The 17,355-nt window shown below is 63.3% G+C and carries 14 protein-coding genes; 9 read left to right on the plus strand and 5 right to left on the minus strand.

All coding sequences use genetic code 11. From position 1 onward, the window contains the following. Positions 1–18 precede the first annotated feature (18 nt). The 4 genes from H0241_RS14830 to H0241_RS14845 form a co-directional block, all read right to left on the minus strand. Entirely contained in the window at positions 19–1,107 is a 1,089-nt protein-coding gene (locus H0241_RS14830) for an ABC transporter substrate-binding protein (protein ID WP_181058405.1), read from the minus strand. Positions 1,108–1,137: 30 nt separating this feature from the next. Beyond that, entirely contained in the window at positions 1,138–1,971 is an 834-nt protein-coding gene (locus H0241_RS14835; protein WP_181058406.1) for an ABC transporter permease, read from the minus strand. Then, positions 1,968–2,855, minus strand: coding sequence for an ABC transporter permease (locus tag H0241_RS14840; protein ID WP_181058407.1), 888 nt, complete (start codon positions 2,853–2,855; stop codon positions 1,968–1,970). Before H0241_RS14840 ends, H0241_RS14835 begins: the two co-directional genes overlap by 4 nt. A gap of 97 nt (positions 2,856–2,952) precedes the next feature. Next, on the minus strand, positions 2,953–4,236 hold the full coding sequence (locus H0241_RS14845; RefSeq protein WP_181058408.1) for an NAD(P)/FAD-dependent oxidoreductase: 1,284 nt from the start codon (positions 4,234–4,236) through the stop codon (positions 2,953–2,955). Positions 4,237–4,422: 186 nt separating this feature from the next. Here H0241_RS14845 and H0241_RS14850 point away from each other — a divergent pair, with 186 nt between their 5' ends. The 7 genes from H0241_RS14850 (at position 4,423) to H0241_RS14880 (ending at position 12,616) form a co-directional block, all read left to right on the plus strand. Next, complete coding sequence (locus H0241_RS14850) at positions 4,423–5,580, plus strand: fumarylacetoacetate hydrolase family protein (RefSeq protein WP_181058409.1); 1,158 nt, start codon at positions 4,423–4,425, stop codon at positions 5,578–5,580. Positions 5,581–5,718: 138 nt separating this feature from the next. Beyond that, entirely contained in the window at positions 5,719–7,263 is a 1,545-nt protein-coding gene (locus H0241_RS14855) for a sugar ABC transporter ATP-binding protein (RefSeq protein WP_181058410.1), read from the plus strand. Beyond that, positions 7,260–8,288 (plus strand): ABC transporter permease, encoded by a 1,029-nt coding sequence (locus H0241_RS14860; protein WP_181058411.1) that lies wholly within the window; start codon positions 7,260–7,262, stop codon positions 8,286–8,288. Before H0241_RS14855 ends, H0241_RS14860 begins: the two co-directional genes overlap by 4 nt. Before the next feature lie 332 nt (positions 8,289–8,620). Beyond that, entirely contained in the window at positions 8,621–9,553 is a 933-nt protein-coding gene (locus tag H0241_RS14865; protein ID WP_112565674.1) for a substrate-binding domain-containing protein, read from the plus strand. 116 nt (positions 9,554–9,669) lie between these two features. Then, a complete protein-coding gene (locus tag H0241_RS14870) occupies positions 9,670–10,656 on the plus strand; it encodes an ABC transporter permease (RefSeq protein WP_181058412.1) in 987 nt (328 codons plus the stop codon). A 3-nt stretch (positions 10,657–10,659) separates the two neighbouring features. Then, positions 10,660–11,454, plus strand: a complete 795-nt coding sequence (locus H0241_RS14875) for an ATP-binding cassette domain-containing protein (RefSeq protein WP_181058413.1) — start codon at positions 10,660–10,662, stop codon at positions 11,452–11,454. A gap of 139 nt (positions 11,455–11,593) precedes the next feature. Further along, a complete protein-coding gene (locus H0241_RS14880; protein WP_181058414.1) occupies positions 11,594–12,616 on the plus strand; it encodes a LacI family DNA-binding transcriptional regulator in 1,023 nt (340 codons plus the stop codon). A gap of 469 nt (positions 12,617–13,085) precedes the next feature. Here H0241_RS14880 and H0241_RS14885 read toward each other — a convergent pair whose 3' ends face one another. Beyond that, entirely contained in the window at positions 13,086–13,667 is a 582-nt protein-coding gene (locus H0241_RS14885) for a TetR/AcrR family transcriptional regulator (RefSeq protein WP_181058415.1), read from the minus strand. A 243-nt stretch (positions 13,668–13,910) separates the two neighbouring features. Between H0241_RS14885 and H0241_RS14890 the strand changes: the two genes are divergently transcribed. Next, positions 13,911–14,153, plus strand: a complete 243-nt coding sequence (locus H0241_RS14890; RefSeq protein ID WP_181058416.1) for a hypothetical protein — start codon at positions 13,911–13,913, stop codon at positions 14,151–14,153. Next, positions 14,147–17,347, plus strand: a complete 3,201-nt coding sequence (locus tag H0241_RS14895; protein WP_181058417.1) for an efflux RND transporter permease subunit — start codon at positions 14,147–14,149, stop codon at positions 17,345–17,347. The genes H0241_RS14890 and H0241_RS14895 overlap by 7 nt, the downstream gene beginning before the upstream one ends. The last annotated feature ends 8 nt before the right edge of the window (positions 17,348–17,355 follow it).

Below are 17,355 nucleotides of genomic sequence, written 5' to 3' on the forward strand. Positions count from 1 at the left end.
GCAGACGTCGGCGGTCCCTCACCCGCCAGCCTTCACCTTCTCGAACATCTTCGCCACATCGTCATTCTGCTTCATCGGGCCGGTGAAGATGGTGCTCTTCAGCATCACTTCGGGATCCGCCGGCAATTGCAGCTTGTCCAGTTCGTCCTTCGCCACGCCGGCGAAGGCGGTGCTCAGCGAGCTGCCATAGCCATAGGACTGGATCAGGTACTTACCCGAGTCGGCGTCGAGCCGGCTGTTGATGAAGTCATAGGCGAGGTCGACGTTCTTGGCGTCCTTCAGCATGACGAAGCCGCAGGCCCAGGTCAGCATGCCTTCCTTCGGCTTCATGAACTCGACCGGCACGCCTTGTTTCTTCAGCGAGGTGGCCGACGCGTTCCAGGTCATGGCGGCGACCAGCTGGCCGCTGGCCAGCGCCTGTTCGACCGAGGTCATGTCGGTGGTGTAGTTGGAGAGCAGCGGGCGCTGCTCGCGCAGCTTTTCCGCCACCTTGTCCATCTCGGCCGGCGTCATGTCGAACGGATTGACGCCGGCGAGCAGCGCGGCAACGATCGGCGTGTCGTGCACGGCATCGATGGTCGCCATGCGGCCGGCATACTGCTTGTCCCACAGAAGGTTCCAGCTCGCTTCCGGGTTCTTGACCAGATCGGTGCGGTAGAGGATCGAGGTGTTGCCCCAGTCCCACGGCACCATCCAGACCTTGCCGTCGCCGGCCTGGATGTCGGGCAGGTTCTTGAACACCGGGAATATCGAGTCCCAGTTCTTGATGCGCTTGGTGTCGATCGGCTGCAGCAGGCCTTCCTTGTTCCAGCGCGCCACCTTGTCGTAGCAGGGATGCGCTATGTCGGGACGGAAGCCGGCCTTGACCTTGGTGAAGGCATCGTCGTCGTCGCCGAAGATCGAGGCTTCGACGCCATCGGGGTGGGCCGCTAGGAAGCTCTTGTTGAAATCGGGCAGTTCATAGCCCGACCAGGTGAAATATTGCAGCTTGTCGGCGGCGAAGGCGACCGTCGACGACAGGACGATTGCAAGTGCGGCAAGCCCGGTGCGGGCTGTCTTTCCGGTGAGTGATTTCAGGCCGGTGATCGATTTCAGGTCGAATGCCATTTCGGTTCTCCTCTTTTGCTTTGTTATGGTTCAGGCTGGATTGGCGAGCGCCGGCCGGCGGGCCACATTGAGGCCGCGGTGGCGCAGGACTTCGGCAAGGCCGGCAATGATGAAAGACACGGTCAGGATCGCTGTCCCCAGCGCCATGACGGTCGGCAGCGAGCGGGGAAACCGCAGTTGGCTCCAGATGTAAAGCGGCAGCGTCGGCTCGGTGCCGGCGAGGAAAAAGACGACGATGAACTCGTCGAAGGAAATCAGAAACGCCAGCATGAAGGCCGAAATGATCGCTGGCAGCGACAGCGGCAGCATCACCCGCCGGAACGTCGTCCAGTCGGAGGCGCCGAGGTCAAGCGCTGCCTCACGAATGGTTTTCGGGATGGCGGCGAAGCGGCTGCGCATGATCACCACCGTCGTCGGCAGCGCCACAAGTATGTGGCCGAGCACGATGGCGATGCGAGACGGCCCGAGGCCGATGAGATTGACCAGGATGAGCAGCGAGATGCCGACGATGACGCCGGGGATCAGGATCGGCAGCCTAGAGATGGCGCTGATGGTGGCGGCCAGCGGCGAGCTTCCATAGAGGTCCATGTAGGACACGGTGATGCCGCAGAGCGTGGCGCCAGAGGCGGCTATCGTCGCGATGACCAGGCTGTTGGCTAAAGCGCCGGACAGTGCCGGGTTGCCGTAGAGCGTCGCGTACCATTGCAGCGTAAAACCTTGCAGCGGAAATGCCGCCTGGATGGAATCGTTGAAGGAAAACAGCGGGATCAGCAGGATCGGCAGATAGAGGAATACCAGATAGGCAACCACATAGAGGCCGAGCCAGCGGCCACCTGCATTGGCCTCGGTGCGCGTCGCGCTCATGTGCGGCTGCCAAATCTGCGGTCGGCGTCGCGCGCGACGAGGACCACGCACAGGATGACCATCATGACGCAGACCGAAAGGGCCGCGCCGAACGGCCAGTCATTGGCCTTGCCGAACTGCGACTGGATCAGCGAGCCGATTATGGTGCTGGCCGGGCCGCCGACCATGGCCGGGGTGACATAGTCGCCGACCGTCGGCACGAAGACGACGAGGGCCGCCGCCAGGACGCCCGGCATCGAATTGGGCAGCACGACGCGGCGGAACGCCGTGAACGGCCTGGCGCCGAGGTCGGACGCGGCTTCAAGCAGCGATTTCGGGATGGTGTCGAGCGCCACATAGATCGGCAGGATGGCGAAGGGGGCATAGGCATGCGCCAGCGTGACGACGACGGCGGCCGGGGTGTTGAGGAAGGCCAGCGTCGGCTCCGACCAGATGCCGCTTTCGATCAGCGCCGAGTTCAACACGCCATTGTAGGCGAGCACGATCTTCCAGGCGAAAACGCGCAGGAGGTAGCTGGTCCAGAACGGCAGCGTTACCAGAAACAAAAGCAGGCCGCGGCGGCGGCCGGCATGAAAGGCGAGATAATAGGCGACGGGATAGGCGGTGACGACGGTTGCCAGCGTCACCAGGCCGGCAATCACCAGCGAGCGCAGCGTCACCGTCCAGTAGAGCGGATCGGAAATCACGGTGATGAAATTGTCTGCCGTGAAGCCGGCGCCGAGCAGCGAGCCGTCATTGCCGCGCAAGGCGAGGAACAGCACCAGGCCGAGGGCAAACAGGATCAGGAAGAAGGTGACCAGTCCGCCCGGCAGCAACATGGCGAAGCGGAAGCCGGAGGACGAGCCGGACTCTGCTGGCACTTCTGACGCAACGATGCTCGACATCGGACTGCTCAACGGGAAATATGAAATCGTCTTAACTTTTTTCATATTCCTGAAACTGTCAAGCTGAATCAGCCTGCTCTGGACGGCCGGCGCAAGATCAGCGCTCGAAGGCGTCCAGCATCCGGTACCAAGCAATGGTCGCGGCGACGCCGACTTGGCGGAAGGCATGGAACGGAATCGGCCGGATCGGCGACAGCGGGAACGGCAGTTGCACTGCATCACCGGTTGCCAGGTAGCCCGCCATGCGTTTTCCCAGCGCGCTCATCAGGCCGACGCCCCTGCCCTGGCAACCGGCCACCGCCAGCAAGCCCGTTTCGGGCTCGTGGATATGCGGCAGATGATCCGGCGTCATCGCCACGCGGCCGAACCAGCGCTTCTCGATCGCGATGTCAGCCAGAGCCGGATAGAGCCGAACCAGCGCGCGCTGCAAATGCGCCCAGTCGGCCTCGCTCCTCGGCATTGTCATGCGACCGCGGCCGCCAAGCACCAGCCGGCCATCGGCTGTTTTGCGGTAATAGACGAGGATGCGGCGCGAGTCCGACACCGCTTGCCCTTCCGGAAGGATCGTCGCCGCCAGGTTGGACGACAACGGCGCGGTCGCGACCTGGAAGGAATGCAGCGGAACGATGGTCTCGGCGAGGCCCGGCAGCAGTCCATCGGTATAGGCGTTGGTTGCCAGGACAACCGCCTTGGCACGAACTTCATCGCCGTTTTCGGTGGAAACGCGCCAAAGGCCGGCCTCATTGCGGAGTTTCACCACCTTCTGCCGTTCGGCGATGCTGACGCCGGACGCGGCAGCAATGCGCGCCAGTTCCAGCGTATAGGCGAGCGGATCGATGATGCCGGCGCGGCGATCGAGCCAGCCGCCGAGATAGCCTTTCGCGCCGGTCATATCAGCGATCTCGCTTCCACTCAGAAGCCGGACATCGGCGCCACGTGCCCGCCATTGGCGGTCCCGCTTCGCTGCCGCTTTCAAAGCGGTTTCGGTGTGCGCGGCCTGGATCCATCCATTGCGGGTGAACGGCACCGCCAGTTTTTCGTCGCGGATGAGATCGAACACCGTATCCGCCGTCGAGGCGGCGAAATCGACCAATGCCTGGCCACGCTCAGGGCCGAAATGCTCCAGCAGCCATTCGGGATCGTATTTCAGGCCGGGAATGACCTGGCCGCCATTGAGACCCGAAGCGCCCTGTCCGATCTCACCGGCGTCCAGCACCTGGACGCCGAGACCGAGACGCGCCGCATGCAAGGCGGTCGACAGGCCCATGAAGCCACCACCGACGATGACGACATCGACAGATGCGCCGTCCGGGACGAGCGACTGGAATGCGGATGCGGTCTGCGGCTTTTGCCAGATCGGAACGGAAAACGGTGTGGGCAAGGCTTCACCTGGGCTATGGCGTAAAATGAAAATCCTAGTGGCGGTTTCATTTTTTTGAAAGAGTGAGCGTCAAGTCAGAACCGACAATTGGCTACGCCACGGGATAGACCTTTGGCGTGAATCCAGTGAAAGTGCCGCGCCCTTCAGGCCAACTCCCATTCGCGATCATTCAAAGGACAGTAAGCCATGACGAACCCAACGCAGCTTCCCGCCGACGGGCTCTTCATCGGCCGCGCAAGGGTAAGCGATGCCTCGCATCCGCTGGTGGTCACAGTGCGCGACGGCACCGTCTTCGACATCACGTCGAGTGCAGCACCCACCGTGCGCGACATCTGCGAGATGACCGATCCGGCCGGATATATCAGCTCCGTCAAGGGCAAGCCGATCGGCTCGCTCGATGCGATTGCCGCCAACAGTTTTCAGGCCACCCGCGACCCGAGCAAGCCATACTTGCTGTCCCCGGTCGATCTGCAGGCGGTGAAGGCGTCGGGCGTAACCTTCGTGGTCAGCCTGCTCGAGCGCGTCATCGAGGAGCAGGCGCGGGGCTCGGCGGAAAAGGCCGACGCCATCCGCGCCGACATTGCCGGACTGATCGGCCACGATCTGTCGAAGCTGAAGCCCGGTTCGCCCGAAGCGATGGAGATCAAGGCAAAGCTGATCGAGCGTGGCGCCTGGTCGCAATATCTGGAAGTCGGCATCGGGCCTGATGCCGAAATCTTCACCAAATGCCAGCCTATGGCCTCAGTCGGCTTCGGCGCCGATGTCGGCCTGCATCCGGTGTCGACCTGGAACAATCCGGAACCGGAGATAGCCATGATCGCCGCCAGCAGCGGCAGGATTGTCGGCGCGACCATCGGCAACGACGTCAATCTGCGTGACGTCGAAGGGCGCTCGGCGCTGCTGCTCGGCAAGGCTAAGGACAACAACGCGTCGGCGTCACTCGGCCCGTTCATCCGGTTGTTCGACGCAACATTCTCGATCGACGACGTGAAACGGGCCACGGTGCGGCTGAAGGTCGAGGGCGAGGACGGGTTTTCGCTGGAGGGCGCGAGCTCCATGGCCGAGATCAGCCGCTCGCCGGAAGAACTCGTTGCCTCCGCCATGGGGCCGCATCACCAGTATCCGGATGGGCTGGCGCTCTATCTCGGCACCATGTTCGTGCCGTCGAAGGATCGCAGCGAAAAAGGCAAGGGCTTTACCCACAAGGTCGGCGACATCGTCACCATCTCGTCGGAAAAATTCGGCGCGCTGGTCAATCGCGTGCTTCTGTCACCCGACTGCCCGCACTGGACCTATGGCGCCAGCCATCTGATGCGCGACCTCGCCAAAGCCGATCTGATCTAATTTCGCGACCGTCTGGACGAACGGGCAGCCGGCGAACGTTCCTGTCCGGGATCCGTAGGCCGTTTGTCAGCGGAATCCGGGTTGCTGTTTCGGAAATTCGCTCCAAGATCGGGGCGCGGTCTGTGGGGGCCGAATCGCATGCTCGGTTCGCCGATAATGTCGGTGCGCAATCTCGCCATGCGATATGGCGGTGTTGTCGCACTCAGGGATATGAACCTGTATGTCGGACCGGGGACGATCCATGCCGTGATCGGTGAAAGCGGCGCTGGCAAGTCGACGCTGGTGAAGGTGCTTGCCGGCGTGGTCCGACCCGACAGCGGCACCATCCGGATCGGCGACCAGACCGTTGCCATCGATAGCTCTGCCATTGCTCGCAAGCACGGCCTCGGCGTCGTCTATCAGGATCTGAGCCTGTTTCCCGACCGTTCGGTGCTGGCCAATCTGTTCGTCGGCCGCGAACCGCTGCGCAACGGTCTGATCTCCACCCGCGAGATGGAGGCGCGCAGCCGCACCTTGCTGCGGCAACTCGAACTCAACGTCGATGTCCGCGCCCCGGTGGGTCACCTCGACATGGGCGAGCGGCAGCTTGTGGAACTTGCCCGCGAGCTTTTGCAAACGCCGCGGCTGTTGATCCTCGACGAACCCAATTCGGCACTCGACCGGCGCGAGACCGAGCATCTGTTCACGGTGCTGCGCGGGCTAAAGGCCAAGGGCATGAGCGTGCTCTATGTCTCGCACCGGCTGGAGGACGTGTTTGCCATCGCCGACCACATCACCGTGATGCGCAACGGCCGCGACGTGCTGACCAAGGAGCGATCTGGGCTGAGCGAAGCCGATGTCATCGACGCCATGATCGGTCAGCAGCGCGACAGCCTGTTCCCGCCCGCGCTGTCGGCCAATGCCAGCACGATAAGGCCGCAGATTACCGTGGAGGGCCTGAGCGGCGGCCGGATTTCCGGCGTCAGCTTCACCGCGCGCTCCGGCGAGGTCCTCGGCTTTGCCGGGCTTGAGGGATCGGGCGTTGAAGACCTGTTCGAGATGCTGTTTGGCCTGCGCAAGGCGCAAGGCGGCACAGTGCGGTTTCCCGACGGCCATGGCTTGCCGAAAAGCCCGACCGAAGCGGCGCGGCGCGGCATCGGCCTGCTGCCGGCGGACCGCCGGTGCAACGGGCTGATGCCAGACCGGTCGCTGGCCTTCAACATCGGCAACATCGTCGCCGGCGCCCGCAACTGGGGGTCGCGACGCTATTCGCCCAAAGCCGCGATCGCCGGCGCGGCAAGGCAGATCGATGCATTGCGCATCAAGAGCCTGCCGGATGCGCCGGTGAATTCGCTGCTGGCCGGCGACCAGCAGAAAATCGTCATCGCCAAATGGCTGGAGACGGCACCGCAAGTGCTGCTCCTGGACAATCCGGCTGGCGGTATCGAGGCGGCCGCCAAGCGCAAGATCTATGCGCTGATCCGACAGATGGCGGCGAATGGCTGCATCGTTTTGTTGCGTTCGGTCGAGCCGTCCGAACTGACCAACCTCAGCAACCGCGTCCTGGTCTTCCATCGCGGCCGGGTCGCCGGCGAGGTGTTCGGCGCCGAGATGAAAAGAAGGACGGTGCTGCACCTGATCACCACCGGCGAGATGCCGGAGGCGGAGCGGCCGAAAAAGAAACTCGTGGGAAGCATGGCATGACAAGACTGGATCCCACGCCGCCGCTTGCCGGATCGGTTGCCCACCCGAAGCGCAGCTTTCGCCTGCCGGCGGAACTCGGCCCCCTCGCCGGGCTCGTCGTCCTGGTGGCGATCATCGGCTTTGCCCGGCCGGGTTTCCTCGATCAGGCCAATCTGCTGTCGCTGCTGGAAACCGCCGCCTATCCCGGCATGCTGGCGATCGGCATGGTGTTCGTGCTCGCCTTGCGCGAGATCGACCTGTCCGTCGGCTGGATGTTCCATCTCGCGGCACTGCTCACAGCATTCCTCCTGGCCGCCGGCATCAACCCGTGGCTCGCCGCATTTGCCGGCGTGCTGCTCGGCGCCGGGCTCGGCCTCGTCAACGGCCTGCTGGTGGTGGCGCTGCGCCTGCCGGCCATTGTCGTCACGCTGGGCACCTTTGCCATGTTCCGGGGCTTGGCGGCGGTGGCCGTCAAGATGCAAACCAGCGCTCCGGCCGATCAAAGCGGCGAGCTTTCGCAGATCGTCCACGGCAAAATGTTCGGCGCAGTGCCGACAGCCGTCTTTGTCTTCGTCGCAATGGCGGTGGTGATGCAGTTCGTGCTCCACCGCAGCCGCTTCGGCTACCGGGTCCAGGCCGTCGGCAGCAACCCGCAGGCAGCGCTCTATGCCGGCATCCCGACAGGCGCGGTGCGGCTGCAGACGCTGGTGCTGATGGGCATCGTCTCGGGGCTTGCGGGCGTGCTCTGGCCTGGCTTTCCCGTCACCGACGCGGACCAAGGCGGCGGCTTCGAGCTGATGGCAATTGCCGCGGCGATCATCGGCGGCACCTCGCTTTCGGGAGGCCGCGGCACCGTCATCGGCGCGGTGATCGGCATGCTGATCGTCCAGGTCATCCTGAGCGGCGTGACCTTGCTCGGCATCGACGCCACATGGAACCCCTTCGTGATAGGCGCGGTGATGCTGCTTGCCCTGGCGCTCGACCGCCTGGTCAAGGCGCTGCGCCAGCGCCAGGCCGTGCGCTTTCAGGAGAATCTGCACGCCTGAGTTCCGGCGCCGCCTGCCCGCCCTGAAATATCTCGGCTCGCGGTTCGCCGTTTCGCGGAAACGGCGAACCGCTCCATCTCTTTGTTTGACGCAATTCCCAAGGGAAAGCGCTACGCACTTTTCCTGGAATTGCTCGAACTGATGCGATCTGATGGGATTGCTGATGGCGTGTTGCATCGCGCCACCATCCATTGGGCGGATGGAGGCTTGCCATCGGCCGCAAAAGAAGATGCTCTGAGCATCCGGGTCGGCGCTGGCAGGAGGATATGATCGGGCATGGCCCGGATCATCGCCGGACGTGGAGGTCGTTTTTCAACATGGGAGGAAAGCAAATGCTGACGAGGCTACGATTACTCGTGCTTGGCTTGATTGTGGCGCTGGCCATTCCGGCGGCGGCACAGGCCAAGACGTTCTACTGGATTTCGCATGGCGGCCCGGCCGACCCGGTCTGGACCTACTTCCTGGCCGGCGCCAAGCAATGGGCGAAGGACACCGGCAACACCGTCAACACCTCGTTCCACAATGGCGACGTCGCCTCGCAGCAGGAGGCCGTTCGCGCCGCGATCTCGGCCAAGGCCGACGGCATCGTCACCACCAGCCCCGATCCGGGCAGCCTGATCGAGATCGCCAAGGAAGCCAACACGGCGAAGATCCCGATCATCAACTTCAACACACCCGATCCCAAGGCGAGCTTCAACGCCTATGTCGGCGGCGACAACGTCACCTTCGGCAAGCACTGGGCACAGTATCTGGTCGACAAGGGCCTGGTGAAGAAGGGCGACTTCGTCTGGATGCCGGTCGAAATCCCGGGCGCCACCTATGGCGTGCAGGAAGAAGAAGGCATCAAGAGCGTTTTCGAGCCGCTGGGGATCACCTATGAGATCACCGAAGCGACGCTCGACCAGGCCGAAGCCATCAACCGCATGGTCGACTACCTCACCGCCAACAAGGCCAAGGTCAAGGCGATCATCGGCCTCGGCGACCTGGTCACCGGCTCGATCAAGCGGGTGTTCGATCAGGCCGGTATCAAGCCGGGCGAAATCCCGGTCGTCGGCTGGGGCAACTCGCTCGACACCACCCAGGAAGTGCTGACCGGCTACGTCAATGCCGGCCAGTGGCAGGACCCGCAGGCGACCAGCTATGTCGCTCTGTCGCTGGCCAACATGGCTGCCTCAGGCATTCCTCCGGGCTTCAACGTCATCACCGGCGCGCTCTATGAAAAGGACACCGCGCAGGTCTACGACGACATCCTGTCCGGCAAATAATCCAGACCTGAAACAGTCGCGACCGCATCGGCGGTCGCGACTGTCCTTCCGTTCCGCCGAGCCTTCGCAGACAATGCGCAGGGTCTCAGCCCTTCCCTTCCTGTCGCGGGTTATCAGTGGAAAACCGTTCGCTCATCCAACGCCTGATCGCGAGGCCGGAATTCGGGCCCTTCGTGCTGCTCATCATCGAAATCGCGGTGTTCTGGAGCATCAACCACGATTTCCTGTCGCCGCAGAACATCTCCAACACGCTGGCCTTCACCGTCGAGCTCGGCCTGATCGCGCTGGCGATGACGCTGCTGATGACATCGGGCGAATTCGACCTGTCGGTCGGCTCGCTGTTCGGCTTCTCGCCGGTGCTGATGTGGACGCTGTTCAACAGCGGCCTGACCTCGCTGGAAGTCGGCTTCCTCGCCGCGCTGCTGGTCGCCGCTCTCATCGGCCTGGTCAATGGCTGGTTCGTCACGCAGTTGAAAATCCCATCCTTCCTGGTGACACTCGGCATGTTGCTGGTGGTGCGCGGCACGGCGCTGTTCGTCACCGACGGCTTTCCGCAGCGTACCTGGAGCGCGGAAGGCAGCTGGCTCGCCGAAGTGCTGGTCGGCGACTTCTATGTCGGGCCGTTCCGCATCTACATGTCGCTGTTCTGGTTCATCGCGGCGGCCATCGCGCTCGGCTACGTGCTGACGCAAAGCCGCACCGGCAACTGGATCCAGGCAGCGGGCGGCAACCCGAACGCTGCCCGCGCGCGCGGCGTCAACGTCAACGGCGTCAAGATCGGCCTGTTCATCCTGTCGTCGCTGATGGCATCGCTGGCCGGTGTCATCTCGTCGCTGCGCACGTCGGCCGCCAACCCCAATAGCGGCACCGGCTATGAGCTCGAAGTCATCGCCATGGTGGTGATCGGCGGCACCGCGCTGACCGGCGGCCGCGGCACCATCATCGGCACCGTGCTCGGCATCCTGATCCTGCGCGTGATGCGCAACGGCATCGTGCTGATCGGCGTGCCCGGCCTTGCCTACAACATCTTCATCGGCGCCATCATCCTCGGCATGATGGCGCTCCACTCATGGCTGGAACGCCGGCATCAGGCGGGGACGTGAACCATGGCTGAACCGCTCGTCCGGATGACCAATATCAAAAAGTCCTACGGGCGCGTGCAGGCGCTCGAGGACGCCAATTTCCATGTCAATGAAAGGGAGATTGTCGGCCTGCTCGGCGACAATGGCGCCGGCAAGTCGACGCTGATCAAGGTGCTGTCGGGCGCGGTGCCGCTGACCAGCGGCGACATCTTCATTCGCGGCAAGAAGGTCAATCTGCGCCGAACCAGCGACGCCATCGCGCATGGCATCGAGACGATCTACCAGGACTCGGCACTGGTGACGCAACTATCGATCGCGCGAAACCTGTTCCTCGGCCGCGAGCCGATCAAGCCGCCGCGCTTTCTGAACCGCATGGACCAGGAGGCGATGAATGTGGTCGCCCGCGATCTGTTGAAACAGGTCGGCATCTCCAAGAACATCCCGCCGACGACGCCGATCGGCTCGCTCTCCGGCGGCGAGCGGCAGGCGGTGGCGATCGCCCGCGCCATGCATTTCGACAGCGACCTGATCATCCTCGACGAGCCGACCAACAATCTCGGCGTCGCCGAGACGCAAGGCGTGCTGAGCTTCGTGCGCAACGCGCGCGATTCCGGGCATTCCTGCATCTTCATCGCCCACAACATCCACCACGTCTTCCAGGTGGTCGACCGCATTGTCGTCATGCGCCGGGGCAAGGTGGTGGCCGACGACATCGACCCGAAGAAGACCAGCGTGGCCGAAGTCGAGCGCATCATCACCGGCATGTCGGACAAGGAAATCCGCGACGCCATCATCGAAGGCAGGCCATCGCACGGCTGAGGCCGTCGGCGCTGCCGACTGGTATGGAAACGCATCAGCTCTAACTCTTTGTGGAGCATGTTCTTTGGGACAAAACGGTTCCCGTTTGTCCGACAAAACCGGTTCCCACTTTTCGGGATCATGCTCTATGACTGCAGCCATGAAAGCCACCGTTTCGGACATAGCCAGAAGCTGCGGTCTGTCGACGGCGACCGTCGACCGTGTGCTCAACAATCGGCCGGGCGCCAGCGCCGCCAACCGGCAGCGCGTGATGGAAGCGGCCAAGCAGCTCGGCTATTTGCCGGTGGTCGACCAGGTGACGCTGCCGTCGCGGCCGGCGCATCTCGAATTCTTCCTGCCGATCGGCGCCAACGCCTTCATGGTCGATCTGGCGGGGCATATCGAGGACTATGCGGCGCGCCTGCCGCTGGTCGCTTCCTGCCGCATCCACAACCTCGCCGGCATCTCGCCCGCAGCACTCCAGGCGGCGGTCGAAAATCTGTCGCTGAAGGCCAATGGCGTCGGCGTCATCGCCGTAGATCACCCGCGAACGCGCAACATATTGCGCGACGTGGTCGAGGCCGGCATCCGCCTCGTGACGCTGGTCTCCGACGTTCCGGCCGCCCCGCGCTCGGCCTATGTCGGCATCGACAACCGCGTCGCCGGGCGCACGGCGGCGCTGTTGATGGGGCGCTTTCTCAATGGCCGGCAGGGTCATCTGGCGATGGTCGTCGGCTCACGCTCCTATCGCGGGCACGAGGAACGCGAGATGGGTTTTCGCTCGGTGCTGTCAGAGGAGTTTCCCAATCTCACCGTCTCGAGCGCGGTCGAAATCAATGACGAACCGGAGGGCAGCTATGCCGCGACGATGCAGGCGCTGCACAACGAGCCGGAACTGCTCGGCATCTATTGTGTCGGCGCCGGACGCTCAGGCGTGGCCAGGGCACTGCTCGAAACCAGGCCAAGGAAGAAGCCGGTCTTCATCTGTCACGACCTGACAAAGGAAACGCGCGGCTATCTTGTCGACGATCTCGCCGATGTCGTCATCGACCAGAATGCGCGGCTGATCGCCGAGCAATCGGTGATCCGCCTGCTCGGCTCGATCGCGTCGGCCGCACCTTATCTGACGAAAAAGTTCATCGAGCCGCGGCTGATCTTCAAGGAAAACGTGCCGGTGCAGTGAATTTGCGCCGTGGCGGCTTTTCCTATTTGTACGACAAGTCGGGGTAGCTGTCGCAAATCTGCACAGCAGCTATGCATCTTTTATGGTTGCCGAATCATTAAGCAACTCGTAGGTATTGGTCGTCGGCCATCTACTCCTCCCAGATGCGATGCCGGCGCTGAACGCGGTGCACCTCCTCCCGCATCTCGTTCGAAATCGAGCCCGCTGCCACCTCCTCCCGGCAGCGGGCTTTTTTCGTTTTTGCAGAGATTCGACGAGAGAGATGACCTCGCAAGCCGGGGCGATGGCAAGGCCCCCTCACCCGGATTGCCAACCGAATTGCGAAGGGCAATTCGGGGCAATCCGACCTCTCCCCAAGGGGAGAGGAGTTCGCGCCGGCGCTGGCTCCTGCCTCTTCTCCCCTCGGGGAGAAGGTGGCCGCGAAGCGGCCGGAGAGGGGGGCTTTAGTACAAACTCAGTGCGCTGGGAATCAGCGCGCCCTGAAAGAGCTGATCAGGCCTTCCGCCATGCGCACGAACTGTGTGCTGGGGCCTTGGCAGCCCATGGTCTGCACGCTGACACGCGCGCCTTCGAACAGCAGCGACAGCGTATCGGCGAGAAGCTCGGCCTGACCGATGCCGGCATCGCGGCACAGCGCAACAAGGCGATCGCGCTGGGCTCCCTTGAGTTCCTTGATCACGCTCCTGGCCGGGTGGTCCGGTTCAGTCAGCTCGACGGCTGCGTTGGCCATGTCGCAGCCGCGGCCGTCGGCGGCGAGCATCTCGGCTACCTTGCGAACCCAGGCATGCAGTTGCGCCAGCTTGTCGCCAGGGTGCTCAGCCTCGAATTCGTCCCATATCGCGGCGCCCTTGGCTGCCGATGCGCGCAGGCATTGGACGATCAGCTCATCCTTGGATTCGAAATGACGGTAGAGCGTCATCTTGTTGGTGCCGGCGGCTTCCGTGATGGCGTCGACGCCGACGCCCTTGATGCCATGCTTGTGAAACATGTCCTGCGCCGTCTCCAGGATTCGATCCCGGGGGCGCACACGATCCGTAATGCCGTCTGCCATCGCAGTCTCCTTGTCTCCCTAAAATTTCGGTTCACCTCTTGACTAGGGTGTTACCGGTCTGTAACTATCCTGATGTTACTTACTGGTAACACCTATGTAGCCTTCCGTCAATAACAAGGCCGTGAACTGGTCCTGCCAGATCATAAAGGGTGAAAATTGCAGTTCATGCGGCTTCGGCCGGTGAAGAGATGAAAAAACGGTTCGTGATCATCCGATGCGAATCGCTGGAATGGAGACGCTCCAATGTCGCAGCGCAAGGATTTGACCATCGATGAAGCCATCCGGGATCCGATGATCCGGCTGGTGATGAAGGCGGACCGTGTCAACCCGCGCGCTTTCGAAGCGATGCTGAGGACCGTGGCCGATGAGCAGGGCTTCAGCGGCGCGGCGCCGTCTTCCTACTTTTTGCAGGACCCGGGCTCAGTGCGCAGCCGGCGGCTGTCCCGGTCTGCCCATTCTTTTAAAGAGGCTTGCTTGTCGTGGTAAACTTTTTCATCCATCGCCCGATCTTCGCCTCGGCGATCGCCATCATCATGGTGCTCGCCGGCACGATTTGTTATTTCCTGCTGCCGGTTTCGCAGTTTCCCGACATCACCCCGCCGCAGGTGGTGGTCAGCGCGCATTATCCGGGCGCCAGCGCGCAGGTGGTCGCCGATACGGTGACGACGCCGCTGGAGCAGCAGATCAACGGCGTCGAAGGCATGACCTACATGTCGTCGTCGAGCTCCAATGACGGCTCCTCGACCATCACCATCACCTTCGATGTCGGTTATTCGCTGAGCACCGCGGCCGTAGACGTCCAGAACCGCGTCTCGCAAGCCGCCTCGTCGCTGCCGGCGATCGTCAACCAGGGCGGCGTGACGATCAAGAAGCAGAACCCGAATTTCGTCCTCATCGTCAACCTGACCTCGCCCGACAATTCAGTCGACCCGGTGGCGCTGAGCAACCTTGCCTATCTGCAGGTCGTCGATCCGCTGAAGCGGCTGCCCGGCGTCGGCGATGTGCAGATCTTCGGCGAACGGCGCTATTCGATGCGCGTCTGGCTCGACCCGGACAAGCTCGCCAATCTCGGCATCACCGCGGTCGACGTCCAGAACGCCATTTCGGAACAGAACGTCCAGGTCGCCGCCGGCAAGATCGGCCAGTCGCCGGCGCCCGCCGGCACCGCCTTCGAGATGCAGGTCAACGCCGTCGGCCGCCTGAGCGACCCGAAGGAGTTCGGCGACATCGTCGTGCGCGCCAACACCGGCACCGGCTCGCTGGTGCGGCTGCGCGACGTCGCCCGCATCGAGCTCGGCGCGCTGCAATATTCCTCGTCGGCCTTTTTCGGCAAGGAGCCGACGGTCGTGCTCGCCGTCTACCAGATGCCCGGTTCCAACGCGCTCGATCTGCAGCAGCACGTCAAGGACAAGATGCAGGAGTTGTCGGCCCGTTTCCCCAAGGGCGTCTCCTATGCCATGCACTACGACACGACGCGCTTCGTGTCGGCCTCGATGCATGACGTGCTGATCACGCTCGGTGAAGCACTGGTGCTGGTCGTGGCCGTGGTCTTCATCTTCCTGCAGAGCTGGCGCACGACGATCATCCCGACCATCGCCATTCCGGTGTCGCTGGTGGCGACGATGGTCGTCATGGAGATGCTTGGCTTCTCGCTCAACATGCTCTCCCTGCTCGGCATGGTGCTGGCCATTGGCCTCGTCGTCGATGACGCCATCGTGGTGGTCGAAAATGTCGAACGACAATTGGAGGCCGGGCTGAAACCATTGGCGGCGACCAAGGCCGCGATGGCCGAAGTCACCGGACCGATCATTGCCACCACCGCGGTGCTGATGGCCGTCTTCGTGCCGGTCGCCTTCATTCCCGGCGTCTCCGGCAAACTCTACAACCAGTTCGCACTGACGGTGGCGATTTCGGTCGGCATTTCCGCCTTCAACTCGCTGACGCTCAGCCCGGCGCTGAGTGCCGCCTTCCTGCGCCATCGCGGCGAAACGCAATTCGCCCCGTTCCGCTGGTTCAACACCGGCTTCGACAGACTGTCGCATGCCTACGCTCACGGTGTGCGCATCCTCATCCGGCTGCGCTGGATCATGCTCGGCCTGTTCGCGGCCGGACTGGTGGCCACCTACTTCGTCTGGCAGAAGCTGCCTTCGACCTTCCTTCCGGTCGAGGACCAGGGCTACTTCTTCGTTGTCATCCAGCTGCCCGACGGCGCTTCGCTGCAGCGCACCGACGCGGTGGCGCAGAAGGCCCGCGACATACTGCAAGCGACGCCCGGCGTCGACATTGTCGGCTCGATCAGCGGCCTGAACTTCCTGACGAGTGCAGCGCAGTCGAACTCGGCCGTCGAGTTCGCCATTCTGAAGCCCTGGGAGGAGCGCGGCCCCGACCAGAGCGCGTCGAAGCTCGTCGCCGACGTGCGCGGCAAGCTGATGCAGATTCCGGAGGCCTTCGCGCTGTCCTTCGATCCGCCTTCGATCCCGGGTATCGGCACCACGGGCGGCTTCGAATTCGTCGTCGAAGATCTTACCGGGCGCGGCAGCGTTGCCCTCAACGATGCGACGCAAGCCGTGATCGCCGAGGCGCGCAAGCAGCAGGAAATCAATCCGCAGCAGCTGTTCTCGCCGTTCTCGACCTCGACGCCGCAGTTCAACTACGACCTCGACCGCAGCAAGGCCAAACTGCTCGGCCTCAACCTGCCCGATGTCTTCAACACGCTGCAGATTTATCTCGGCTCGCTCTACGTCAACGACTTCAACCTGTTCGGCCGCACCTTCCGGGTGACCATCCAGGCCGACAAGGATGCACGTGCGGACGCAGCCGACCTTTCGCGGCTCTATGTGCGCAATGCGTCCGGCGGCATGGTGCCGCTCTCGACGCTGGGCAAGCTGGTGCCGTTCGTCGGCCCTGAAACCGTGCCGCACTACAACAACAACGCCTCGGCCACGATCAATGGCGGCGCTGCCCCCGGCTTCTCGTCGGGCCAGGCAGTGGCCGCGATGGAACGGGCCGCTGCCACCGCGCTGCCCAGGGATTTCGGTTTCGAATGGACCGGCATCACCTTCCAGGAGCTCAAGGCGGGATCGATTGCGTCGGTCGTCTTCGGCCTCGCCATCGTCTTCGTCTTCCTGATCCTGGCGATGCAGTATGAGAGCTGGGCGATGCCGTTCATGGTGCTGCTGGCGGTGCCACTGGCCCTGTTCGGCGCCTTTGCAGCCCTGTTCTTGCGCGGCATGCAGATCGACGTCTACTCGCAGATCGGCTTCGTCATGCTGATTGGCCTCGCCGCCAAGAACGCGATCCTGATCGTCGAGTTCGCAAGGCGGCGGCGCGAGGAAGGCTTGAGCATTGTCGACGCGGCGATGGAAGCCGCGCGGCTGAGGCTGCGGCCGATCCTGATGACGGCCTTCGCCTTCATCCTCGGCGTGCTGCCGCTGATGTTTGCGACGGGCGCCGGTGCTGCAAGCCGGCAATCGATCGGCACCACCGTCTTCGGCGGCATGGTCGCAGCGACAATCCTGTCGCTGGTGTTCGTACCGGTCTTCTACGCGGTGATCGAGCGGCTGCGCGAAGGCCGCGAGCGCAGCGAACCCGCCGCACATGATCAGGACCATAGTGACCAGGACAATAATGAACCGACTGCCGAACCAGCGCCCGCGCGCCTGGCCGAAGCAGCCGAATAGAATTGGAG

The organism is Mesorhizobium neociceri (genome assembly GCF_013520985.1).
GTDB classification, from domain to species: domain Bacteria; phylum Pseudomonadota; class Alphaproteobacteria; order Rhizobiales; family Rhizobiaceae; genus Mesorhizobium; species Mesorhizobium neociceri.